This is a genomic window from Leifsonia tongyongensis, assembly GCF_010686705.1.
Lineage (GTDB): Bacteria > Actinomycetota > Actinomycetes > Actinomycetales > Microbacteriaceae > Diaminobutyricibacter > Diaminobutyricibacter tongyongensis.
Window position 1 is genome coordinate 53579 of the sequence record NZ_JAAGWY010000006.1, and the last position, 22171, is coordinate 75749.

Here is a 22171-nt window from a genome sequence, read left to right on the forward strand (position 1 = left end):
TTCCCGGCGAATTCAAGGCAAAGCCCTCCGTAGACTGGGGGCGTGGTAGCAAGCCAGGTACATCTCGTCCGACACGGAGAGGTGTTCAATCCCGATGGAATCCTGTACGGCAGGATGTCCGGCTTCGGCCTCTCCAAACTCGGGCACCGCATGGCCCAGGCGGCTGCCGACGACCTCGTGGAACGCGACCGGGCGATCTCGGCGATCGCGGCATCCCCGCTTCAGCGCACGCGCGAATCGGCCAAGCCGATCGCACTCGCCTTCGGCCTGCCCATCGCGATCGACGACCGCATCATCGAGCCGACGAACCACTTCGAGGGCACGGTGATGAAGCGGGCTCTCCGCAAGCCGCGCAACTGGCCGTACATCGTCAATCCGGTGCGACCCAGCTGGGGCGAGCCGTACGCGAGCATCGTCCTTCGCATGCGTGCGGCGATCGACGCAGCATTCCTGTCCGTCGAATCGGGGGATGTGGTGCTGGTCAGCCACCAGCTACCCATCTGGGTCACCCACCTCGCACTCGCGGGCGAGCGGTTTCCCCACGATCCGCGCAAGCGGCGCTGCTCGCTCTCCAGCATCACGACGATCGAGCAGCGCCAGGGCGACGACGGCGATCCGACGCTCGTCGAGGTCGGCTACGTCGAGCCGGCCCGTGTTCTCCAGGCCGCTGCGACGGATGTCGGGGCCGTGTGATGCGCGAACGGAAGAACCGCAGGCTCCGCATCCTCGCGCCCGCGGCCGCGCTCGCCGCTGCCGCACTGCTTCTCACGGGCTGCACCACCGACTCGCTCGCCGCGCAGTACCGCGCGGGCACGGGGCAGAACTACATCGCCGGCGACGGGTCCATCACCGAGATCGCCCTCGACCACCGGGGTCCGTCGATCAGCTTCGCGGGGACCACCGAGCACGGCGACGCCGTCTCGTCGAAGGACTATGCGGGCAAGGTGCTGGTCGTGAACTTCTGGTACGCGGGATGCCCGCCGTGCCGCGTCGAAGCATCCGACCTCGAATCCCTCTACACGAAGTACGAGTCGCAGAACGTGGGCTTCCTCGGGGTCAACCTCTACGACTCGACGAGCACCGCGCTCGGCTTCGCCCGCGACCACGGCGTCACCTACCCGTCGGTGCTCGACCGTGACACCGGCTCCGTCCTGCTCGCCTTCAGCGGGACCGTGCCGCCGAAGGCAACACCGACGACCCTCGTGATCGACAAGAAGGGGCGCGTCGCAGCACGCATCCTCGGTGCGGTTCCCGACCGCAGCATCCTCGACACCCTCATCAGCTCCACGCTCGCCGAGACCGACTGAACGTGAGCGGCGTAGGACAGATCGTCTTCAGCGGGCAGCTTCTGCTGGCGCTGCCTATCGCGCTGCTCGCCGGCCTGGTGTCGTTCGCGTCCCCGTGCATCCTGCCGCTCGTCCCCGGGTACCTGGCCTACGTCGGCGGCTTCAGCGAACCGGGGGAGCGGCGCGACAGGTCGCGCCTCCTCACCGGGGTCGCTCTCTTCGTGCTCGGGTTCGCCATCGTCTTCATCGCCTACGGGGCCGCCTTCGGCGCTCTCGGGGCCTGGCTGATCCGCTGGCAAGACGTCGTTGTGCGCATCCTCGGAGTGGTCGTCATCCTGATGGGGCTCGTGTTCGTGGGGCGGTTCTCGTTCCTCCAGAAGACGATCAAGCCGAACTGGCGCCCGGCGACGGGCCTCATCGGCGCACCGGTGCTCGGAATCGTGTTCGGCATCGGATGGACGCCGTGCTTCGGCCCGACGCTCATCGCGATCAACGCTCTCAGCGTCGGAAGCGGTTCACCCTGGCGGGGCGCGCTCCTCGGCCTCTTCTACTGCATCGGGCTGGGCGTGCCGTTCCTCCTGGTCGCGCTGGGCTACGAGTGGGTAGCGTCGTCCGTCGCATTCCTCAAACGGCATATTCGCACCATCAACATCCTCGGCGGCGCCCTTCTCATCATCATCGGACTCCTCATGGTCACCGGGCTCTGGAGCCAGATCATGTCCCACTTCCTGGCGGTGATCACAGGTTTTGAGCCGGCCCTCTGATCACATCGACTCCGCGCCGCCGCAGCAGGAGACCGACGTCACCCAGCCGGCGCTGGGCTTCGTCGGCTGGCTGCGCTGGTTCTGGCGCCAGCTCACGAGCATGCGGACCGCGCTGTTCCTCCTCCTGCTGCTGGCGATCGCAGCTGTCCCCGGGTCTCTCGTTCCGCAGCGCAGTTCCGACCCCAACGGGGTGACCCAGTACTTCCAGGCCCATCCCGACATCGCGCCGTTCCTGGACAAGCTCCAGGCTTTCGACGTCTACACCTCGGTGTGGTTCTCGGCCATCTACCTGCTGCTGTTCGCATCCCTGGTCGGATGCGTCATCCCGCGCACAAAACACCACTTCGACGCGCTGCGGGCCAAGCCCCCGCGCACCCCGGTGCGCCTGCAGCGGATGGCCGGGTTCCAGAGCCGCACCCTCTCGCCCGAGCAGGCCGCGACGGCGGCAGAGCCGATCTCCGCCGCCCGAGCCCAGCTGCGCAAGAGCGGCTACCGCGTCGCGCTCTTCGAGGATGCCCGCTCGACCTCCGTCTCGGCCGAGCGGGGCTACCTGCGGGAGACCGGCAACCTCGTGTTCCACTCGGCACTCGTGGGAATCCTGCTCGCGGTCGGCCTGGGAGGCGGGTTCGGGTACAACGGGCAGAAGGTCGTGGTGGTCGGGCAGAGCTTCGTCAACAGCCTCCCGTCGTACAACTCGTTCAACCCGGGCCGGTTCTTCAACGACACGTCGCTCCAGCCGTTCTCCATCCGGGTCGACAGCCTCGACGTCGCCTACGAGACGAAGAACGTGAACGCGATGGGCCAGCCTCTCGACTACACGGCGCATGTCACGACGACCGGCCCGGGCTCGGCATCCGGAACAACCACGATCAAGGTGAACGATCCCCTGGAGATCGGCGGAACGCAGGTCTATCTGCTGGGCAACGGGTACGCGCCGACGATCACGGTGCGGAACCCGGATGGAACAATCGTCTTCCAGGACTCCGTGCCGTTCCTGCCGCAGGACCCGAACCTCACGTCACTCGGTGTCGTGAAGGTGCCGGACGGGCTGGCGAAACAGCTGGGCATGATCGGGTTCTTCTATCCGACCAAGGGTGACAGCCAGACGGCGACGGGTGCGTTCGCCTCGACCTTCCCCGGGCTGAACAACCCGCTCCTCACGCTGAATGTGTACCAAGGCGACCTCGGGGTCAATTCGGGTGTTCCGCAGTCCGTCTACAACCTCGACACCGACAAGCTCACCCAGCTGACGGGCCCCGGCACGAAGCTGAAAGCCCTCGAACTCGCCCCGGGCCAGACGGTGCAGTTGCCCAACGGGCTCGGCAGCGTGAGTCTCGACAATGTCAAACGCTTCGCGTCGCTCGACATCCACCACGACCCCACGCAGGGCTGGGTGCTGCTCTTCGCGATCCTCGTGCTCGCCGGGCTCCTGACGTCGCTCTTCGTTCCACGACGGCGGATCTGGGTCAAGGCGATCCGTGGCGACGACGGCTCTGTGACGCTCGAATACGCGGGTCTCGCCCGTGGCGACGACCCGAATCTGGGCGCTGCGGTGAATGCGCTCGCCGATCGGCACATCGCTTCGCTCACCGCTCCCGAAAACCCTTAGGCTTACACCGTGACTGACACCCTTGCTCAGCTCTCCACACTCTGCATCTACTCCGCGATGGGCATCTATGCGCTCGCGTTCGTGGCGTTCGCGCTCGACCTGGCGCGACGCGGCGCACGAGCGACCGTGCCGGCCGAGGTCCCGAGTGCCGTCGAGCGACGCGCCGAGGCGGCGACCGCGCAGCAGGCCGGCGGCGGCTCGACCACCACTCTCACCCGCATCAGCACGCGTGTCGAAGACGAGGTCCATCGCGGCGGCGAGACCTCGAAGAGCCTGCGCGTCGCCTTCGCGCTCACGATCCTCGGATTCGTCTTCCACCTCGCTGCGGACATCTTCCGCGGGGTCGCCGCGGGGCGCGTCCCCTGGGCGAACATGTGGGAGTTCTCGATGACCGGAACACTGGTCATCGTCGGGGTCTTCCTCCTCGTGAACCTGCGCTTCGACCTGAAGTACCTCGGCACGTTCGTGCTGGGCCTGGTGTGCATCCTGCTCATGATCGCCACGGTGCGGTACTACGTACCGGTGGTCCCGCTGCCGCCCGCGCTCCAGTCGTACTGGCTGGTCATCCACATCATGGTGGCCATCCTCGGCACGGCGTTCTTCGCGCTCGGGTTCGCGTTGTCCGCGCTGCAGCTGCTGCAGGTCAGGCGCGAGCGCCAGGTGGAGGAGTCGAAGCCGCAGCAGTTCCGCTTCCTGGCGACCATGCCCGGATCACAGACACTCGAGAACCTCGCCTACCGGGTGAACATCGTCGGCTTCATCTTCTGGACCTTCACGCTCATCGCCGGCGCGATCTGGGCCGAGAAGGCCTGGGGTCGCTACTGGGGCTGGGACACCAAAGAGGTGTGGACCTTCATCATCTGGGTGATCTACGCCGGGTACATCCATGCACGCGCCACCCGCGGATGGCGTGGCTCCCGCTCGGCGTGGCTTGCGATCATCGGCTTCTCGGCCGTCATGTTCAACTTCGGCGTGGTCAACGTCTTCTTCCACGGGCTCCACGCCTACTCCGGACTCTGATCCCGGACTCAGGATCTCGCCCCGGCTACGCTGTGTGGTGCTCGACGACCGTATCGGTGCCCGGGTAGACGAGCGTTTCGTGGCCGTCGTCGAACCGCACCAGATAGGGCGGTCCGCCGTTCGCACCGTGAACCTCGGTCACCACTCCGGAACGGTCAGGACTTTCGACGGTCTTGCCGCGGATGACGAGTCGATCACCAACCGATGCCTGCATAACCCATCATCTCCTTCGACGTCACCTCTCAGGCTACGCTCAGCCGTCAGCGTCCGATAGAGGACGCCGCGCTCAGCGCATCGGCCGACGGCGCTTCACGACGGGGCCGCCCGAAGAAGATCGCTGCGGCAGCGGCCGCGAGCGCCAGCCCGATGAGCACCGGACACACGATCGAAAGCGCAGGCGCAAGGCCGAGCGCCGTCGCGAGAAGTCCGAGCCCGATCGCCACCGTCCCCTGCCCGAGATAAGCGACCAGGTAGACGACCGAGAGGGTGCCGGCGCGGTGGTCGGGCTGGGCGTAGCGATTGATGAGTCCGAGGCTCCCGAGGAAGAGCATCCCGTAGGAGGCGCCGAAGATCACCGAGGTCACGATGAACAGCAGGAGCGAGGAGAGGTTGGCGCTGACGACGAGCAGCGCGATGGCGAATGCGCCGGTGATCGCCCCGGATGCGACGGCGGTGCGTGGCGCCAGCCTCCTGGCGGCGATGGACACGACGCCGCCGACCATCGCGCTGATGGCGAGCACGACGCCGGCGACCAGTGCGTTGTCGGTGTGGAGCACATCCTTGATGAGTTGCGCGCCGAGGGAGATGAGCACGGCCCCGACCGCGAAGCTGGTCGCAGCGCCGAGGGATGCTGCGGTCACCACCCCCCGCAGCGCGCGCGGAACCCGGATCGGCCGCGGTCGCCAGCGCGCGCCGGGTGCAGCGCTCCGGTCATTCCGCGGGAGGAAGTAGACGGCCGCCGCCAACGCGACGGTCACGGCGAGGAGCACCCAGAACGTCAGCTCGCGCGGCCATGGCGCATACTGCACCAGGGCGCCCCCGAGCACCGTGGCGATGGTCAGTCCGACCGCGGTGGCGAGCGTGTTGACGGAGCTCGCCCGCGACACACTGCGGCTGTACTCGACGAGCGCCGCGCCTGCCGGGCTCAGCGCAAGACCGACACCGATGCCCTGGAAGATCCGGCCGATGAAAAGCCAGGCGGCATCCGGCGCGATCGCGAAGATCAGCACGCCGAGGGCGATCGATCCCAGCCCCGCGAGCATCGTCAACCTCCGGCCGATGTAGTCGGAGATACCGCCGAATATCACCAGGACCACGACGAGCACGACCGGGTAGACGGCGAAGATCCCCGTGATCACGGCCGGCGTGAGACCCCAGTCCTGTTCGTAGACCGGGTACACCAGTGCGGGTGCGCCGCTCGACCACAATGCGACGACGACGACCGCCGCCGCAGTCCAGAACCGTGCACCTACGGGGAGCAGAGCTGCCATGGGCGTCAGAGGGCTTCGGCCCGTTCGACGATGTGGAAGCAGCGCGCGACCCGGTCGAGCCACCATCGCTGTCGTTCGCCGTCGACGGCGAGTGCGTCGAGTCGACGGCCGTTCACCACCGGGCGCGCGACCGCGATCTCCCCGTCGACGGGAAGGAGCGGTTCGTCGGTCACGTCGTCGGTGAACATCGCCGCCGTTCCCAGGCCGCAGTCGAAATCGAGCGCGGGGATCGCTGCGGCCAGGTGCGCTCCCATCGCGATGCCGACCGACGTGTCGAGTGCGCTGGAGACGACCACCGGAAGTTCGACCTCGGCGACGATTCGCAGCGCCGAGTGGATCCCGCCGAGCGGCTGCGCTTTCAGGATGAGGACATCCGCCGCCCGCGCATTCGCGACAGCGAGCGGGTCGGTCGCCTTGCGCACACTCTCGTCGGCCGCGATCGGGACGCCCATGTATTTGGTCCGCCGGCGGATCTCGGCCAGCTCCTCGATCGTCGCGCAGGGCTGTTCGACGTATTCCAGATCGAATTCGGCCAGGGCATGGATCGCGTGCTCGGCCTCGTCGACGTTCCACAGGGTGTTCGCGTCGATGCGGATGCGACCCTCCGGGCCCAGGACCTGGCGGACCGCGCGCACCCGCGCGATGTCATCGGCGAGCGACTGGCCGGGTTCGGCGACTTTGACCTTCGCGGTGCGGCAGCCGGGGTAGCGCGCGAGCACATCCGGCACCTCGCCCGCCGGTACGGCGGGCACGGTCGCGTTCACGCGGATGGTGCTGCGCTCGAGCGGCGGCGTTGGGCGCCAGCCGAAGTCGATCGCCCCGCGGAGCCACGCGGCGGCTTCACGATCGTCGTACTCGACGAACGGCGAGAACTCCGTCCAGCCTTCCGGGCCTTCGATCAGCACCGCCTCGCGAACGGTGATTCCGCGGAAACGCGTTCGCATCGGAAGGGCGACGACGCGAGCGTTCGCCAACAGGTCGGCCAGCTCAGGCTGCATCCTCTCAGTCTTGCACGCGGACCACGTCGCGTCTGCAGCGCCAGACCCTAGGCTTGTGGCATGGCACAGGCCGTTTCTGAGATCTTCGACGCGAGCGCATGGAAGCCGGTCCCCGGCTTCGAGAGCCTCACGGACATCACCTATCACCACGACCTCGCCGGGCGGGTGGCGCGGGTAGCGTTCGACCGGCCGGAGGTACGGAATGCCTTCCGGCCGCACACCGTCGACGAACTCTACTCAGCACTCAACGACGCCCGCACGAACCCGAGGATCGGCGTCGTCCTTCTCACGGGAAACGGGCCGAGTCCGAAGGACGGCGGGTGGGCGTTCTGCTCGGGTGGCGACCAGCGCATCCGGGGCCGCGACGGCTACAAGTACGCGGAGGGCGAGACCGCTTCGGGCATCGATGCCGCACGAAGCGGCCGGCTGCACATCCTGGAGGTGCAGCGCCTCATCCGGTTCATGCCGAAGGTGGTCATCGCGGTCGTCCCGGGCTGGGCGGCCGGGGGCGGGCACTCGCTGCACGTCGTCTGCGATCTCACGATCGCGAGCGCCGAGCACGGGCGGTTCAAGCAGACGGATGCCGATGTCGGCTCGTTCGACGCGGGTTACGGCAGCGCCTACTTCGCTCGCCAGATCGGCCAGAAGTTCGCGCGCGAAGTCTTCTTCCTCGCTCGTGAGTACTCGGCTGAGCGCGCCTACGAGATGGGCGCCGTGAACGCCGTGGTGCCGCACGCCGAGTTGGAGGCCACCGCGCTCGAGTGGGCGAATGAGATCCTCACCAAGTCGCCGACGGCGATCCGGATGCTGAAGTTCGCCTTCAACGCCGTCGACGACGGGCTCGTCGGTCAGCAGGTGTTCGCCGGCGAGGCGACGCGTCTCGCCTACGGCACGGATGAAGCCGTGGAAGGCCGCGACGCCTTCCTTCAGAAGCGGGAACCGGACTGGTCGCCGTACCCCTGGCAGTACTGATCGTGGCAGCACCGACTGAGGCGGTACCGAGGTGACGCGACCGCTTCGCATCGTCGACTCGGAGCATCCCCGGGTTGTCCTCGAGGCCGTGCGCGATGTGCTCTCCGGTGCCGGGCCGGCCGTGATGCCGCGCGACCGGGCGGGTGCTGAACGGGCGCCGGGCGCCGCGGCCGCTCCCGATACCGTGCCCCAGAATGTCGCGCTCGTCATCGAGACCTCGGGCTCGACGGGGGTGCCCAAGCGCGTAGCCCTGTCTGCGGATGCCCTGCTCGCGAGTGCGGCGGCGTCTGCGAGCGCATTGGGCGGCCAGGGGCAGTGGCTCCTCGCGCTTCCCGCGCACTACGTCGCAGGTGTTCAGGTTCTCGTGCGGTCCGTGGCCGCGGGAACCGATCCGGTGATCCTCTCCGCAGGCCACTTCGACCCTCGGGCCTTCGCCGACCTGGCTGCGTCGATGACCGGCGACGCCCGGTTCGTGTCGCTGGTGCCCGTGCAGGTCGCGCGGCTGCTCGACGTGGCCGATCAGGATCGGCAGCTGGCCGGCATCCTCAATTCCTTCGACGGAATCCTCGTGGGCGGCCAGGCGCTCGCACCCTCGCTCCGTGAGCGCGCAGAGCTGCACGGCGTCACGCTCACTGCAACGTACGGATCGAGCGAGACCGCGGGAGGATGCGTGTACAACGGCGAGCCGATCGGCAGCACCATCGTGCGCGAAGAACAGGGACTGCTCGAGATCGCCGGGCCCACACTCGCGGAGGGGTACCTGGGCGATGCGGAGCGGACCGATGCCGCATTCCACATGGATGCGGGCCACCGGTGGTATCGCACGGGAGACCTGGGAAAGGTCGAGCACGGCAGGGTCGTCGTGAGCGGCCGCGCCGACAACGTGATCATCTCGGGTGGCGAGAAGGTTCTCCTCGACGCCGTCGAACACGCTGTGCGCGCGCAGCCCGGTTTCGAACGCGCCGTCGTGGTCGCACAGGTCAGCGCCGAATGGGGTCAGGTTCCCGTGGTCGTCATCGACGCGGCACCCCCGCTCGACCTGCCCGCGCTGCGCCTCGCCGTCGGAGCGGTTCTGGGGAAGGCGGCCGCGCCGGCACGGATCGTGCGGGTCGAACGACTTCCGATGCTCGCGAGCGGTAAGCCGGATCGGGTCGCAATCGCCGGGCACGTGGCGATGCATCCGGCGTCATAGGGTGCGTGGATAGAATTCGCTCTGTGATGAGCCAGAACCGCGCCAAGACACAGAAATCGAAGCCCAGGAACGCGCCGGGCAACGCGCGCGGGTCGGGGCGCGGCCGCCCTGGAGCGCCCAAGGTCAAGGTCAAGCCGGCCACGGTATCCGACTGGATCGCGGGTGCGCGGCTGCGCACGCTGCCCCTGGGGATCAGCCCGGTCATCATCGGAACGGGCGCGGCGACCGTCGCGGACGGCGCGGGTGTCTACCACCCGGTTCGTGCGGTGCTCTGCCTGCTGGTCGCGGTGTTCCTGCAGATCGGCGTCAACTACGCGAACGACTATTCCGACGGCATCCGGGGCACGGACCAGTACCGGGTCGGTCCGAGCCGGCTGACCGGGTCAGGCCGTGCGAAGCCGCGCACCGTCCTGACCGTCGCGTTGAGCTTCTTCGCCCTCGGCGCGCTGGCGGGGCTCGTGCTCGTCATCCTGACCCAGCACTGGTGGATCCTGCTGGTCGGAGCTGCGGCGATCGCGGCGGCCTGGTTCTACACCGGGGGCAAGCGCCCCTACGGGTACTACGGGCTCGGCGAACTGTTCGTCTTCGTGTTCTTCGGACTGGTCGCAACGGCAGGGACGACCTACATGCTCGCCGGTGTGGTCAACCAGGAGGCGTGGTTCGGAGCGATCGCGGCCGGCCTTATCGCCTGCGCCGTGCTGATGGTCAACAACATCCGCGACATCGTGCCGGACAAGCAGGCCGGCAAGCGGACCCTCGCTGTGCTCATCGGAAACGTCGCATCCCGCATCGTGTACTGCGTGTTCGTGCTCGTCCCCTTCGGAGTCCTCGCCGTCATGGCGATCTTCTACCCCGGGGCGTGGCTCGGGTTCTTCGCGCTCCTGCTCGCACTTCCGGCCTGCATCATCGTGCTGACGGCCAAGACGTCGCGCGAACTCATCCTCGCGCTCCAGCTGACGAGCTTCACCGGCCTCGCGATCGCCGTCGCGTTGGGTGCGGCCTACGCCTTCTGATCCGGGCGGTTCCCCGGGGCGCCCGCCGGCCCGCCCGCGGAGTCGACCGCGGAGTCTTCGGCTTCGTCATCGGCTGAGACCACCGGCTTCTCGCGGTGCCGCACCGCGTAGAGGTCGCGCGCCACGGCTTCCCGTGGACGCCTCAGGAGGACATAGGACAGGCACAGCCCGATGAGCGCCGCAGCGACCACGGCGATCCACGCATCCACGTGCAGGAGGAGCAGGATCACGAGGGGGACGACGAACATCAGGAGCCGGAGCACCGTGTACGTGACCCAGGAGGGAATGCCTTTCACGCTCCCAGCTTAGAGACACTCTCTGAGAGTTACGATTGATGCATGGTTCGCCTCTGGATCGTCCTCGGCGTCGTTGCCGCGGTCTTCTACATCTATTCCGTGGTGGACTGCGCGCTGTTCGACCGGTCACGAGTGCGCGGCCTTCCCAAGCCGATCTGGCTTCTCGTCATCATCCTGTTCCCGATCATCGGGGGCATCCTCTGGTTCCTCATCGGGCGGGGGCGCCGACACACGCAGAATGCGCTGCGCACGGTCGCGCCCGACGACGATCCGGCCTTCCTGAAGCGCCTCGCCAGCGATCGTGACCAGGAGGAGCGCATCCGGAGGCTCGAGCAGGAGCTCGCCGAGCTCGACGGGGATGGCGGAGAGAACGACCAAACCGGCCGACGGGATGCATGATGCCCCGACCGGCAATCCTGCCACCGACTACTCGCTCGCCCTTCTGACCGAATTCGTGCGCCTCGGCGTACGGGATGTGGTGCTCAGCCCGGGATCGAGATCGCAGGCGCTCGCTCTCGTCGTCGCGGAACTGGAACGCAGCGCATCCGTCCGGCTGCATGTGCGGATCGATGAGCGCGTCTCGGGTTTCCTCGCGCTCGGCCTCGCGATCGAGAGCGGTCGACCCGCCGTGGTCATCACCACGAGCGGCACCGCGACCGCGAACCTCCACCCGGCCGTCCTGGAGGCCCATCATTCGATGGTGCCGATGATCGTCATCACGGCCGACCGGCCGACGGAGCTGCGGGGCATCCGCTCCAACCAGACGACCGTGCAACCGGGCCTGTTCGGCGGTGCGGTGCGGTGCGAGGCCGATGTCGAAGCGCCGCACGGCGCGCCAGGCGAACCGGAGCGGGCGCGGGAGCTCGCCCGTACGGCCGTGGTCGCCGCACTCGGGTCGGCCAGCGGCAATCCCGGGCCGGTCCATCTCAATGTCGCGTTCCGCGAACCGCTGTCGGTGGCGGTCCCTCCGGATGCGGTCCGCGCGAGCTCGGTTCCTTATGCGCCTGCCGTCGTACCCGACGCTGTGACCGTGGCCGGGCGCCCGGTCATCGAACTGCCCGCAGGTATCCGCACGGTCGTCATCGCGGGAGCCGGGGCCGGACCCGAGGCCGAAGCGCTCGCGCGCGACGGAGGCTGGCCGCTGCTGGCGGAAGTCTCGAGCGGGGCGCGCTTCGGCCCGAATCTCGTCGTGTCCTACCGTGAGCTCCTGGGCGACGACGACTTCGGGGGCCGCATCGATCGGGCGATCGTGTTCGGTCATCCGACACTCAGCCGGGAAGTTCCCGCCCTTCTCATAGGTGACGCGATCGAGACCATCGTCGTGGCGCCGCGCGGTGCAGAGGTCTACGACCCGGGTCGCCGTGCGACGATCGCCGGCGCTGTGGTCGCTTCGCCCGAGCACGACCCGGACTCGCGCGAAGCCCGCGCATGGACGGGGAGCTGGGTGTTCGCGAGCCGGGCGCTTCGTGAAGAAAGGGAACGCGCATCCGATCCGGGCCTCGCCGTCCCCGACCTCGAGAGAGCGATGTCATCCGACCCGGTCGAGCGGGGCGCGTTCGCCCGGGCCGAGCTCGCCGCGGTGCGGGCGCCGATCACCCGGCCGATGCTGGCCGAAGCGCTGTGGCGATTCACCTGGCCGTACGACCGGCTCGTGCTCGGAGCATCCCGCCTCATCCGCGACGCCGACAGGATCGTGCCGGGAAAGCGCATCCGGGTTCATTCCAACCGGGGACTCGCCGGGATCGACGGCACCATCTCGACCGCGATCGGCATTTCACTCGCGAGCCGGGCCGCGGCGGATGCCGGCGGCGAGGCATCCGGCGTCACGCGGGTGCTCCTCGGCGACCTCGCCCTTCTGCATGACGCCGGGGCACTCCTTCTCGGCGACGGCGAACCACGCCCGCACCTGCAGCTCGTCGTCGGGAACGACGGGGGCGGAACGATCTTCGACGGGCTCGAAGTCGCCTCGACCGCACCGGAGGCGTCACTCGACCGCGTCATGTACACACCGCAGCATGTGGACATCGCGGCGCTCGCCGCAGCGTACGGCTGGCACCATCGTGTGGTCCGTACGCGCGGTGAACTCGATCGGGCCCTGTCAGCACCGCCGGCCGGGCCGAGCATCCTCGAAGTGCCGCTGGACCGCTGACGACGCCGGAGGCGACGAGCGGCCCAAACCGTGGGAGAGTGGTGGCGTTCGACGATGAGGAGACCGCCAGATGTATGAGACGTTCTGGACAACCGATCCGGTCAAACTGCTGAGAGCCGGCGACGGGTTCACGCTGTCCGAGACGGCGACGGACGCCCGCCCGGGCTTCGATCGCGGAAAGAAGCAGGCGGCCGCCGCGCTCACCGAAGGGTCGGCCGCGCTCCGCGAACTGCAGGAGAAGCTCTTCGCGGCGGGCACGGTCGGCGAACGGAAGCAGGTCCTCCTCGTTCTGCAGGCGATGGACACCGCAGGCAAAGGTGGGATCGTCTCCCACGTCGTCCGGGCCGTCGACCCCAACGGGGTCAAGTACGTCGCCTTCAAGGCGCCCACCCCGGTCGAGCTGGCGCACGATTTCCTGTGGCGGGTGGCCAAGCGGGTACCCGCGGCCGGCGAGTTCGGTGTCTTCGACCGCTCGCACTACGAGGATGTGCTCATCGCTCGGGTACACGAACTGGCTCCGCCCAAGGAGATCGAGCGCAGGTATGACGCCATCAACCGGTTCGAGCGCGAGCTCGTCGAGACGGGAACCGCCATCGTCAAGGTCATGCTCCACATCAGTAAGGACGAGCAGAAGAAGCGCTTGGCCAGCCGTCTCGAACGGGATGACAAGCACTGGAAGTACAACCCGGCCGACGTCGACGAGCGGATGCGCTGGGACGACTACCAGACGGCGTTCCAGCGCATGTTCGAGAGGACGTCGACAGACGTCGCTCCGTGGTACGTGGTCCCCGCCGACCGCAAATGGTATGCGCGGCTGGCCGTCCAGCACCTGCTGATCGACGCTCTCCAGGGCATGGATCTCGACTGGCCCGAGGTCGACTACGACATCGAGAAGGAGAAGAAGCGGCTCGCGGCGTCCTAGCCGACCAGCACTAGCCGAACGCCTCGACGATGGGACGGAACTTCATCGCCGTCTCCGCGAGCTCGCGGTCCGGATCGGACTCGGCCACGATCCCGCATCCGGCATATGCGGTGAGGTCACCGGACTCCGTCAGCTGGGCGCAACGCAGCGCGATCGCCCACTCGCCATCCCCATCCGCGCCGACCCAGCCGACCGGGCCCGCATAGCGTCCGCGATCGAACGGCTCGAGCCGGCGAATGACCTCGAGGGCGTCAGCTGTCGGGCTACCCGCGACGGCGGCGGTCGGGTGCAGCGCGTCGATGAGATCGAGCGAGGTCGAACCGTCGCTGAGGGTACCGACGACATCCGTTGCGAGGTGCCAGAGATTCGGGAGCTTCAGGGTGAAGGGGATCTCGCTCGCATGAAGCGAACTGCTGTGAGGCGCGAGTGCGGTGAGCACGCTCTGCACGGCGAACTGGTGCTCATCGAGGTCTTTGAGGCTGCTGGCGAGGGCGATTGCCGCCCGGTGATCAGCCGCGCCATCCGGCCCCCGGGAGATCGTCCCGGCCAGGATCCTGGCGCTCACGGTCCCGTGGTCGACACGCACCAGGGTCTCGGGGCTCGACCCGACGAGACCGTCGACGGCGAACGTCCAGCAGTCGGGGTAGCCGAGTGCGAGGTCGACGAGGGCGCGACGAACGTCGGACTCGAGGGGGAGGTGGCCGACCAGGTCGCGTGCGAGCACGACCTTGCCGAGATCGTGGGCGCGGATGTGCGCGACCGCATCCGTCACCGCCGCCCGGTAGGCGTCGGGCTTGAGCGCGCCGGGAAGCAGCGAGAGCCGATACTCCGCGCCGAACGGGGAAGGCTTCGGGAGGCCCGCTGCGGCATCGGCACCGGTGGCGTGGATGCGGGTGATCCAGGACCGCCCGTCGCGGCGGCCGATGACCACCTCGGGCACGATCAGGACGCTGCTCAGCGCGCTGTCATCCGCGAAAGCGAAAGTTCCGAACGCGACCAGTCCGGTCCCCGGCTTCGCAATGGGGTCGGCGATCGTGGCTGCGCCGACCACCTCGCGCCACGCGGCCGCCGCTTCGCGCATCCGGTCGGGACCCGTGAACTCCAGTCGGAGAGCGGTGCCGATGCCGGCGATTCCTTCGCCCTTCCTCATCCACACCAGAGGGTGGCGCGCATCGAGGAAAGGCGGTAATCGATGCACATCGTCGAGGGGCGTGGTCTCGACCGTGAGTTCGACGACGCGCGATTCGTGCGCCGTGGTCGAAGGAGGAGTCACTGCTCAAGCCTACGCCCGCCGAACTGAGCGTCCGATGCGCGCGGGATGGGGGTTCGAAGTGAAAGGTAAGCTAGCACGGTGAGCAAGGCCGACCTGAACAAGAAGCCCGAGCAGGTCGCTGCGATGTTCGACGAGGTGTCGATCCATTACGACAGGACGAACACGATCCTGTCCGTCGGCAACGCGGCGCTGTGGAGGTACGCGACCACGCGAGCGGTCGACCCGAAGCCCGGTGAGCGGGTGCTCGACGTCGCAGCCGGCACCGGCACCTCGAGCGCATCCCTCTCCCGCACGGGCGCACGCGTCATCGCCGCCGACTTCTCCGCGGGGATGATCGAGGTCGGCAGGCAGCGCCAGGCCGGCAACCCCTTCATCGAATTCGTCCAGGCGGATGCGACGGCGCTCCCGTTCGGCGACGCCGAATTCGACGCGGTCACGATTTCGTTCGGCCTCCGCAACATCGTCGACCCGAGAGCCGCGCTCGCCGAGTTCCGTCGTGTGACCAAGCCCGGGGGCCGCCTGGTGATCTGCGAGTTCTCGCGCCCGCCGGCCGCCGTGGTCCGAACGGGCTACTTCGCCTACCTGCGCTACGGTATGCCTGTGCTGGTGCGACTTGCGAGTTCGAATCCGGTGGCATACGAATACCTGATGGATTCGATTGCGGAGTGGCCGAGCCAGCCGGTCCTGAGCGAGTGGATGCGCGACGCCGGCTTCGAGCGGGTCGCGTACCGCAACCTCACGGCGGGAATCGTCGCATTGCACCGCGGTTTCGTGCCGCTCACCAAGGGGGAGTAGTGGCTTCAAGCGTTCCGGTCGTCAGGCGAAGTACCTCGCTCTCGGGGCAGGTCGGCCTCAGCGAGCGCATCTTCGCGTCGAGCGAAGACAAGAATTTCGCGGCGGCCATCGACGCAGGGCTCCTCCGCGTCGAAGAGGGACTCCACGCCGAGATGCGCTTCGCAGACAACCTCGCGGATGTGACGGCCCGCTACCTTCTCGAAGCCGGCGGCAAGCGTGTCCGCCCCATGCTGACCCTCCTCACCGCTCAGCTCGGGAAGGGCAACACTCCCGAAGTCCTGACGGCGGCGGAAGCGATCGAGATCACCCACCTCGCCTCCCTGTACCACGACGATGTGATGGACGAAGCCCAGATGCGGAGGGGCGTCCCCAGCGCCCAGCATGTCTGGGGCAACTCGGTGGCCGTCCTCACCGGCGACCTGCTGTTCGCGCGGGCGAGCAAGATGGTCGCCTCCCTCGGTGAACGCGCGATCAATCTGCAGGCCGACACCTTCGAGCGGCTGTGCCTCGGCCAGCTGCACGAAACGATCGGGCCTCGCGAGGGCGAAGACCCCGTCGAGCACTACCTCAAGGTGCTGGCCGACAAGACCGGCTCGCTCATCGCCGCCGCCGCACAGATGGGCGTGTTCTTCTCTGGAGCGCCGTCCGAGTACGAACAGCCCGTCGTGGTGTTCGGCGAGAAGGTCGGCGTGGCGTTCCAGCTGATCGACGACGTGATCGACCTCTCCGGTGCGACGGCGGAGACCGGGAAGACGCCGGGAACCGACCTGCGCGCGGGCGTCGCGACGCTGCCTCTGCTCCGTCTCCGGGAACGGGCCGTGACCGACGCTGACGCGAAGGACCTGCTCGATCGGCTCGAACGGGATGTCATCGGAACAGCCGACGACGGCCCGATAACCCCTGCGGCCCTCGCTGCCATCGCTGACCTCCGCGAACACGGCGTCACCCAGCAGACGCTCGCCGAAGCCCACCGATGGGCGCGAGAAGCGGTCGAAGCGATCGAGCCGCTGCCCGACGGCCCGGTCAAGAAGGCGCTCACGCGCTTCGCCGACACCATCGTCGAACGATCCAGCTAGGCCGATCCATCTGAAAGAGAGGGCGATCAGGCATGACCAAATTGAGACTGGCCATCGTCGGTGCCGGACCGGCCGGCATCTATGCCGCCGACATCCTGCTGAAGGCCGAGCGCGGATTCGACGTCTCCATCGACCTCTTCGAACAGCTCCCCGCCCCATACGGCCTGGTGCGCTACGGGGTCGCGCCCGACCATCCGCGCATCAAAGGGATCATCAGCGCGCTTCGCGAGGTCGTCGATCGTGGCGACATCCGTCTCTTCGGCAATGTCCAGTTCGGCACCGACATCACGCTCGACGATCTGAAGAAACACTACAACGCCGTGATCTTCGCGACCGGGGCCATCCGTGACGCCGACCTGGACATCCCCGGGGTAGATCTCGATGGCTCTTACGGCGCCGCCGAGTTCGTCAGCTGGTTCGACGGGCACCCCGACGTGCCACGGACCTGGCCGCTCGAAGCGGAGTCGGTCGCCGTGATCGGCAACGGCAACGTGGCGCTGGACGTCTCGCGCATGCTCGCCAAGCACGCCGACGACCTCCTGCCCACCGAGATCCCGGCGAACGTCTACGACATCCTGAAGTCGTCGCCCGTCACCGACGTGCACATCTTCGGCCGCCGGGGACCGGCCCAGGTGAAGTTCACACCGCTCGAGCTGCGTGAGCTGGGCGAGCTGAACGACGTCGACATGATCGTCTACGAAGAAGACTTCGACTACGACGACGCGTCGAAGGCCGCGATCGCAAGCAACAAGCAGGTCATGGTGATCGACCGGGTGCTCCAGCAGTGGCGCCAGCGCGAGGTCGGCGCGGCGTCGCGCAGGCTTCACCTGCACTTCTACGCGAAGCCGCTCGAGATCGTCGACGACGGCACGGGACATGTCTCGGCTATCCGGTACGAGCGGACGGCGCCGGATGGCGAGGGCGGCGTGCGCGGGACGGGCGAGATCCGGGAGATCCCGATCCGCGCGCTCTACCGGGCGGTCGGCTACTTCGGGTCGCCCCTCGACAACATCCCCTACGACGAGAAGCACGGCGTCATCCCGAACCGGGAGGGCCAGGTGCTGCACAAGACCGACAACACGCGGATGTACGGGGTCTACGCCACCGGTTGGATCAAGCGCGGGCCGGTCGGCCTCATCGGTCACACCAAGTCGGACGCCATGGAGACGATCAAGCACGTCATCAACGACCAGGGCAACTGGTGGACGCCCGTCGACCCGTCGGAGGAGTCGATCGTGACCCTGCTGCGTGAACGCGGCGTCGAATACACGAACCTTGACGGCTGGCACAATCTCGACTCGCATGAGCTCGCGCTCGGTGCGGCGGAGGGGCGTACGCGCATCAAGGTCGTCCCGCGCGACGAGATGGTGAAGATCTCCAACCGCTCGTAGGCTCCTCCACAATGGCGGGTTCGTAGGTTTTCTCCACAGATTCTTGCCCGCACACGTGCCACTTCTTTTACATGCCTAGCGTTATAGCTATGCAACCGGCACGCTGGAGAAGTGACATTGACTGAGCCCCCAACCTGGACCATGATCGGGGTCGTCCTCGCGACCCTCGTTTCCACCGTCGTCGCGTTCGTGCACCTTGTGACACGAACGATGAAGCATCAGTTCGAGAGTTTTCGCACGGAGATCGGTGCACAGCTCGGCCAGTTCCGTGCGGAAGTGCATGCCGATATCACCGGACTCCGTGTGGAGTCAACGATCAGGTTCGAGACCATCGAGCGCTCGTTCGCCGACGTCGATCGTCGCCTCGACCGAATCGACACTCGCCTCGACGGTGTTGAAGCAGGGGTCCGCTCGCTCGACAAGCGGGTCGGCGATCTTGACCGTGACGTTCAGGCTTTGACGAGCAAGCAGTTCGGCAGCGGAATACCAGAGGTCTGAGGGTCGGGATCATATCGCGGGTCCGCTACTAGGGTGTGATCGTGTCGACGTTGAACAGCTGGGTGCCCGACGTGCTCGGCGACCATTTCGAGCGTCGGACGATTCCGCTCGAATCGGACAGCGAAGGCGAGGTCGTCGCGACTCTCGTCCGTTATCGTCCGGCACCGCGCGTCCGACTCGCCAAGCCCGTCGCCGGGGGAGCGGATGTCCTCTATGTCCACGGCTGGTCGGACTATTTCTTCCAGACCCAGCTCGCCGAGTTCTGGCACAACGCGGGGGCGCGCTTCTTTGCCCTTGACCTGCGCAAATACGGTCGGAGCCTCCGCCCACACCAGACACCGGGTGACATCGCCGACCTCGCCGCCTACGACGAGGAGATGGAGATCGCGCTGGAGATCATGAGCGAAGGGGAGCCGCAACGGCGTCCATTGATCCTCATGGGACACTCGACGGGCGGTCTCATCCTGAGCCTGTGGGCCGATCGTCACCCCGGCCGCGTTGCTGCACTCGTGCTGAACAGTCCGTGGCTCGAATTCCAGGCGCGCGGAGCGGGCCGGGCGGCTCTTGCGCCGCTGGTCGGCATGCAGGCGCGGCTCGAGCCCCACGCTTCCCTGCCCAACGTCGACTTCGGCTTCTATACGCGATCTATTTCGTCCACGATGGACGGCGAATGGACGTACAACCTCGACTGGCGGCCCATCCGGGGCTTCGCCGTGCATCCGGGTTGGTTGAACGCAGTGCTCGCCGGGCACGCTCGCATCGCCACGGGGCTCTCGATCGACGCTCCGGTGCTCATCCTGTTGTCAGCTCATTCGGCCGTGCTTCCGCGTTGGACACCCGACATGATGCGAGCCGATAGCGTGCTCGTCGTCGACGACATCGCTGTGCGGGCCGTCAGACTGGCTCCGATCGTGACGGTCGCTCGTCTCGACGGCGCCCTCCACGACGTGTTCCTGTCGGCAGCGGATGTTCGGGCAGACGCCTACACCCAGGTCATCCGGTGGCTCCGCGCCTATTTGCCCTCGCGCTGAGAGCCGGGGCGCAGTCGCTCAGCGGAAGTTGACGAATTGCAGCGCGACGTCGAGGTCGGCGTTCTTCAGCAGCGCCATCGTCGCCTGGAGGTCATCTCGGCTCTTCGATGAGACACGGAGTTCGTCGCCTTGGATCTGCGACTTGACGCTCTTGGGCGCTTCGTCGCGAATGAGCTTCGAGATCTTCTTGGCTGCATCCTGTTCGATGCCGTTCTTGATGCCGGCCTCGATGCGGAACTCCTTGCCCGACGCGAACGGCTCGCCGGTGTCGAGGCTGCGCAGCGAGATCCCCCGCTTGATGAGCTTCGACTCGAAGACCTCCAGAACGGCCTTCACCCGCTCTTCGGTGTTGGCCTTCATCAGTACCTTCTCGCCGCTCCACTCGATGGAGGCGCCGACATTCTTGAAGTCGTACCGCTGCTCGACTTCTTTGCGCGCCTGGTTGAGCGCGTTGTCGGCCTCCATCTTGTCGACCTTGCTGACCACGTCAAACGATGAATCTGCCATGCACCCAGTTTATGTGGCGACTCACGAAGAAGGGTCGGGCCGTGACGTGCTCGATCGCACCACCAATTCGAATGGGAGTGCCGTATTCACGGGTTCGGGCTGCGCCTCCTCGGGCTGCAGTACGCCCATCAGCAGTTCGACAGCTTTCTCTCCCTGACCGGTGGGGAACTGCGCCACCGTCGTGAGGCCGAAGAACTCGGCCAGTTCGTGGTCGTCGATCCCGACGACGGAGACATCGTGCGGAACGCTCAGTCCCAGGTCGCGGGCCGCCAGGATGGTGCCGATCGCCATCTCGTCGGATGCCGCGAAGATCGCCGTCGGGCGATCCCGGGGAGCGCCGAGCAACTGTTTCGCGGCCTGGTACCCGCCCCCGATGGTGAAGTCGGCGGGCTGGTACAGTTCTGGCCTCAAGGGCACGCCCGCACCCGTCAACGCCTGCTCGTAGCCGATGCGCCGGTTGGTCGGGATGTGGAAGTCGAGATCGAACTCTTTGTGGCCGCCGACATGGGCGATGCGGGTGTGTCCGAGTGCGAGAAGGTGCTCGGTCGCGAGCCGCGCCACGGCCACGTCGTCGATGGTGAGGGTGCGGACACCGGCGAGGGGGCCGCCGACCCCGACGATCGGTTTGCCGAGCGCGAGCAGCCGGCTGACCTCGTCTTCGGTGAGTTCGAGCGAGATGGCGATCACCGCATCCACCCGCTTGCGCAGCAGGAAGTGTTCGAAGACGCTGCGGCGCTCATCGCCGCCCCCGCTCAGGTTGTACAGGGTGAGGTCGTAACCGTGACGCAGCAGCGCGCGTTCGGCGCCTTCGATGACCGACGAGAAGAACCAGCGATTGAGGTAGGGCACGACAGCACCCACGTTCTTGGTGCGCCCGGATGCGAGGCTCGAGGCGTTCGACGAGACCACGTAGCCGAGATCCAGCGCCGCCTGCGACACCTTCAGGCGCGTGCCGGGCGATACGTGGCCGTTCCCGCTGAGGGCGCGCGAGACCGTAGCCGTCGAGACGCCCGCGAGGCGAGCAACCTCATCGATTCCGACCACGGACACCTCGCAATCGTTCGCTCCGCCTCGTTGAATCCTATCGATCACAGAGGCCGCGCTCTTCCCGATCGGGCCTGGCGCGGGTATGCTCCCCAGACGACGCATCGGAGGCGGAATGAGCGCGGCATTGGTGTTGTTTGGCGCCGCCCCGGCGGCCACGGGGTCAACCCTCTCGCCGTGGGCTTTTGCAGGTGGCCTGATCGTCCTACTCGGCGCGCTGGTCGTCACGATCTTGCAGCTGGTGCGGATGCGACGGGTGCCACCGGCGTCGGGAGAACACGAGGCGCGGCCATCATCCGAGAAGCCCGATGAGCCGATTTCACCAGACGAGCCTCGATGAGTATCCTTATGTAGCGCCTTCGGTCAGATGAATACATGTGGTCGGGTGCGCCCTGGCGAGTTACCCAAGCGGCCAAAGGGATCTGACTGTAAATCAGCCGTCTTAGACTTCGGGGGTTCGAATCCCTCACTCGCCACCCTGTGATGAGTCGGGACATAGGTCTCACCTGAGTCGCGACTTAGGTCTCATCTAGGAAGCCCCTGGCCATCGGCCGGGGCTTTTTGGTTGTTGCGCCAGTAGGTGCGGGTGGGGTCGATGTCGTTGGTGGCGATGACTTCTCCGGTGTCGAGGCGGACGACGGTGACGGTGTGTTCGTCGGCGATGGCGAGGATGCGGGCGCCGCGGTGTTCGTAGCCGACTCCGAGGTGGTGCATTCGTCCGGCTCTGCGGAAGCTGATCTTGCCGTTGGTGCCGACGTGGTCGTAGCGGATGCGGTAGTGGACGGGGTGACTGCTGCCGGCGGGGACGGCTTTCGGGGTGCTGCGGTAGGCGTGGCCGGGTGTTG

General features: G+C 67.2%; 23 protein-coding genes, 1 tRNA gene and 1 pseudogene. 17 read left to right on the plus strand and 8 right to left on the minus strand.

All coding sequences use genetic code 11. The annotated features are described in order from the left end of the window. Positions 1-42: 42 nt before the first annotated feature. The 5 genes from G3T36_RS19330 to ccsB are packed head-to-tail and all read left to right on the plus strand — an operon-like array spanning position 43 to position 4679. Positions 43-693: a histidine phosphatase family protein gene (locus G3T36_RS19330; protein WP_163291511.1), complete on the plus strand. Its 651-nt coding sequence runs from the start codon at positions 43-45 to the stop codon at positions 691-693. Continuing rightward, positions 693-1307, plus strand: coding sequence for a TlpA disulfide reductase family protein (locus G3T36_RS19335; RefSeq protein ID WP_163291512.1), 615 nt, complete (start codon positions 693-695; stop codon positions 1305-1307). The genes G3T36_RS19330 and G3T36_RS19335 overlap by 1 nt, the downstream gene beginning before the upstream one ends. Positions 1308-1309: 2 nt before the next feature. Further along, positions 1310-2050, plus strand: coding sequence for a cytochrome c biogenesis protein CcdA (locus G3T36_RS19340; RefSeq protein WP_163291513.1), 741 nt, complete (start codon positions 1310-1312; stop codon positions 2048-2050). After that, on the plus strand, positions 2034-3659 hold the full coding sequence (resB, locus tag G3T36_RS19345) for a cytochrome c biogenesis protein ResB (protein WP_163291514.1): 1626 nt from the start codon (positions 2034-2036) through the stop codon (positions 3657-3659). The genes G3T36_RS19340 and resB overlap by 17 nt, the downstream gene beginning before the upstream one ends. Before the next feature lie 9 nt (positions 3660-3668). Then, a complete protein-coding gene (gene ccsB / locus G3T36_RS19350) occupies positions 3669-4679 on the plus strand; it encodes a c-type cytochrome biogenesis protein CcsB (protein WP_338031654.1) in 1011 nt (336 codons plus the stop codon). A gap of 25 nt (positions 4680-4704) precedes the next feature. Here the strand turns inward: ccsB and G3T36_RS19355 are convergent, their stop codons facing one another. From G3T36_RS19355 to G3T36_RS19365, 3 genes are read right to left on the minus strand one after another with little or no spacing between them, the layout of a single operon-like run. Then, positions 4705-4893, minus strand: coding sequence for a DUF1918 domain-containing protein (locus G3T36_RS19355; protein ID WP_163291515.1), 189 nt, complete (start codon positions 4891-4893; stop codon positions 4705-4707). Positions 4894-4939: 46 nt separating this feature from the next. Next, on the minus strand, positions 4940-6169 hold the full coding sequence (locus G3T36_RS19360) for an MFS transporter (protein ID WP_163291516.1): 1230 nt from the start codon (positions 6167-6169) through the stop codon (positions 4940-4942). 5 nt (positions 6170-6174) lie between these two features. Then, positions 6175-7167, minus strand: coding sequence for an o-succinylbenzoate synthase (locus tag G3T36_RS19365; RefSeq protein WP_163291517.1), 993 nt, complete (start codon positions 7165-7167; stop codon positions 6175-6177). Positions 7168-7227: 60 nt separating this feature from the next. Between G3T36_RS19365 and G3T36_RS19370 the strand changes: the two genes are divergently transcribed. Genes G3T36_RS19370 through G3T36_RS19380 form a run of 3 tightly spaced genes read left to right on the plus strand, consistent with a single transcriptional unit; the run spans position 7228 to position 10344 of the window. Continuing rightward, positions 7228-8139 (plus strand): 1,4-dihydroxy-2-naphthoyl-CoA synthase, encoded by a 912-nt coding sequence (locus G3T36_RS19370; protein WP_163291518.1) that lies wholly within the window; start codon positions 7228-7230, stop codon positions 8137-8139. Positions 8140-8170: 31 nt separating this feature from the next. After that, positions 8171-9331, plus strand: coding sequence for an AMP-binding protein (locus tag G3T36_RS19375; RefSeq protein WP_338031655.1), 1161 nt, complete (start codon positions 8171-8173; stop codon positions 9329-9331). Positions 9332-9357: 26 nt separating this feature from the next. Further along, on the plus strand, positions 9358-10344 hold the full coding sequence (locus G3T36_RS19380; protein WP_163291519.1) for a 1,4-dihydroxy-2-naphthoate polyprenyltransferase: 987 nt from the start codon (positions 9358-9360) through the stop codon (positions 10342-10344). On the opposite strand, the gene G3T36_RS19385 is transcribed toward G3T36_RS19380, so the two are convergent. Continuing rightward, a complete protein-coding gene (locus G3T36_RS19385; RefSeq protein WP_338031656.1) occupies positions 10332-10640 on the minus strand; it encodes a DUF4229 domain-containing protein in 309 nt (102 codons plus the stop codon). The genes G3T36_RS19380 and G3T36_RS19385 overlap by 13 nt on opposite strands. A gap of 42 nt (positions 10641-10682) precedes the next feature. Between G3T36_RS19385 and G3T36_RS19390 the strand changes: the two genes are divergently transcribed. The 3 genes from G3T36_RS19390 (at position 10683) to G3T36_RS19400 (ending at position 13711) form a co-directional block, all read left to right on the plus strand. Continuing rightward, positions 10683-11039, plus strand: coding sequence for a PLDc N-terminal domain-containing protein (locus G3T36_RS19390; RefSeq protein WP_163291520.1), 357 nt, complete (start codon positions 10683-10685; stop codon positions 11037-11039). Then, the gene (gene menD, locus G3T36_RS19395; protein WP_163291521.1) at positions 11032-12789 is read left to right on the plus strand and encodes a 2-succinyl-5-enolpyruvyl-6-hydroxy-3-cyclohexene-1-carboxylic-acid synthase; all 1758 of its coding nucleotides are present in this window, start codon (positions 11032-11034) and stop codon (positions 12787-12789) included. Before G3T36_RS19390 ends, menD begins: the two co-directional genes overlap by 8 nt. 70 nt (positions 12790-12859) lie before the next feature. Beyond that, positions 12860-13711: a polyphosphate kinase 2 family protein gene (locus G3T36_RS19400; RefSeq protein ID WP_163291522.1), complete on the plus strand. Its 852-nt coding sequence runs from the start codon at positions 12860-12862 to the stop codon at positions 13709-13711. Between the two features lie 10 nt (positions 13712-13721). Here G3T36_RS19400 and G3T36_RS19405 read toward each other — a convergent pair whose 3' ends face one another. Further along, complete coding sequence (locus G3T36_RS19405) at positions 13722-14984, minus strand: isochorismate synthase (protein WP_338031657.1); 1263 nt, start codon at positions 14982-14984, stop codon at positions 13722-13724. 78 nt (positions 14985-15062) lie between these two features. Here G3T36_RS19405 and G3T36_RS19410 point away from each other — a divergent pair, with 78 nt between their 5' ends. From G3T36_RS19410 to G3T36_RS19430, 5 genes are all read left to right on the plus strand, one after another. Next, a complete protein-coding gene (locus tag G3T36_RS19410) occupies positions 15063-15779 on the plus strand; it encodes a class I SAM-dependent methyltransferase (RefSeq protein WP_338031658.1) in 717 nt (238 codons plus the stop codon). After that, the gene (locus tag G3T36_RS19415) at positions 15779-16855 is read left to right on the plus strand and encodes a polyprenyl synthetase family protein (RefSeq protein ID WP_163291523.1); all 1077 of its coding nucleotides are present in this window, start codon (positions 15779-15781) and stop codon (positions 16853-16855) included. Before G3T36_RS19410 ends, G3T36_RS19415 begins: the two co-directional genes overlap by 1 nt. A 32-nt stretch (positions 16856-16887) precedes the next feature. Then, the gene (locus G3T36_RS19420) at positions 16888-18246 is read left to right on the plus strand and encodes an FAD-dependent oxidoreductase (RefSeq protein ID WP_163291524.1); all 1359 of its coding nucleotides are present in this window, start codon (positions 16888-16890) and stop codon (positions 18244-18246) included. Positions 18247-18363: 117 nt separating this feature from the next. Beyond that, entirely contained in the window at positions 18364-18744 is a 381-nt protein-coding gene (locus tag G3T36_RS19425; RefSeq protein ID WP_163291525.1) for a hypothetical protein, read from the plus strand. 41 nt (positions 18745-18785) lie between these two features. After that, positions 18786-19775 (plus strand): alpha/beta hydrolase, encoded by a 990-nt coding sequence (locus G3T36_RS19430; protein WP_420811062.1) that lies wholly within the window; start codon positions 18786-18788, stop codon positions 19773-19775. Positions 19776-19793: 18 nt separating this feature from the next. Here G3T36_RS19430 and G3T36_RS19435 read toward each other — a convergent pair whose 3' ends face one another. Further along, the gene (locus G3T36_RS19435) at positions 19794-20282 is read right to left on the minus strand and encodes a YajQ family cyclic di-GMP-binding protein (protein ID WP_163291526.1); all 489 of its coding nucleotides are present in this window, start codon (positions 20280-20282) and stop codon (positions 19794-19796) included. 21 nt (positions 20283-20303) lie between these two features. Then, positions 20304-21326: a substrate-binding domain-containing protein gene (locus G3T36_RS19440; RefSeq protein ID WP_163291539.1), complete on the minus strand. Its 1023-nt coding sequence runs from the start codon at positions 21324-21326 to the stop codon at positions 20304-20306. A 394-nt stretch (positions 21327-21720) separates the two neighbouring features. Here G3T36_RS19440 and G3T36_RS19445 point away from each other — a divergent pair. Further along, positions 21721-21802: transfer RNA gene (locus tag G3T36_RS19445), tRNA-Tyr, on the plus strand. 49 nt (positions 21803-21851) lie between these two features. Here G3T36_RS19445 and G3T36_RS19450 read toward each other — a convergent pair. Further along, positions 21852-22171, minus strand: a pseudogene (locus tag G3T36_RS19450) (IS481 family transposase); the annotation flags it as partial.

Excerpts from the sequence above, each read along its gene's own strand:
- G3T36_RS19335 (WP_163291512.1), top strand. The coding sequence starts at position 693 with ATGCGCGAACGGAAGAACCGCAGGCTCCGCATCCTCGCGCCCGCGGCC.
- G3T36_RS19355 (WP_163291515.1), bottom strand. The coding sequence starts at position 4,893 with ATGCAGGCATCGGTTGGTGATCGACTCGTCATCCGCGGCAAGACCGTC.
- G3T36_RS19360 (WP_163291516.1), bottom strand. The coding sequence starts at position 6,169 with ATGGCAGCTCTGCTCCCCGTAGGTGCACGGTTCTGGACTGCGGCGGCG.
- G3T36_RS19365 (WP_163291517.1), bottom strand. The coding sequence starts at position 7,167 with ATGCAGCCTGAGCTGGCCGACCTGTTGGCGAACGCTCGCGTCGTCGCC.
- G3T36_RS19370 (WP_163291518.1), top strand. The coding sequence starts at position 7,228 with ATGGCACAGGCCGTTTCTGAGATCTTCGACGCGAGCGCATGGAAGCCG.
- G3T36_RS19380 (WP_163291519.1), top strand. The coding sequence starts at position 9,358 with ATGAGCCAGAACCGCGCCAAGACACAGAAATCGAAGCCCAGGAACGCG.
- G3T36_RS19390 (WP_163291520.1), top strand. The coding sequence starts at position 10,683 with ATGGTTCGCCTCTGGATCGTCCTCGGCGTCGTTGCCGCGGTCTTCTAC.
- menD (WP_163291521.1), top strand. The coding sequence starts at position 11,032 with ATGCATGATGCCCCGACCGGCAATCCTGCCACCGACTACTCGCTCGCC.
- G3T36_RS19400 (WP_163291522.1), top strand. The coding sequence starts at position 12,860 with ATGTATGAGACGTTCTGGACAACCGATCCGGTCAAACTGCTGAGAGCC.
- G3T36_RS19420 (WP_163291524.1), top strand. The coding sequence starts at position 16,888 with ATGACCAAATTGAGACTGGCCATCGTCGGTGCCGGACCGGCCGGCATC.
- G3T36_RS19435 (WP_163291526.1), bottom strand. The coding sequence starts at position 20,282 with ATGGCAGATTCATCGTTTGACGTGGTCAGCAAGGTCGACAAGATGGAG.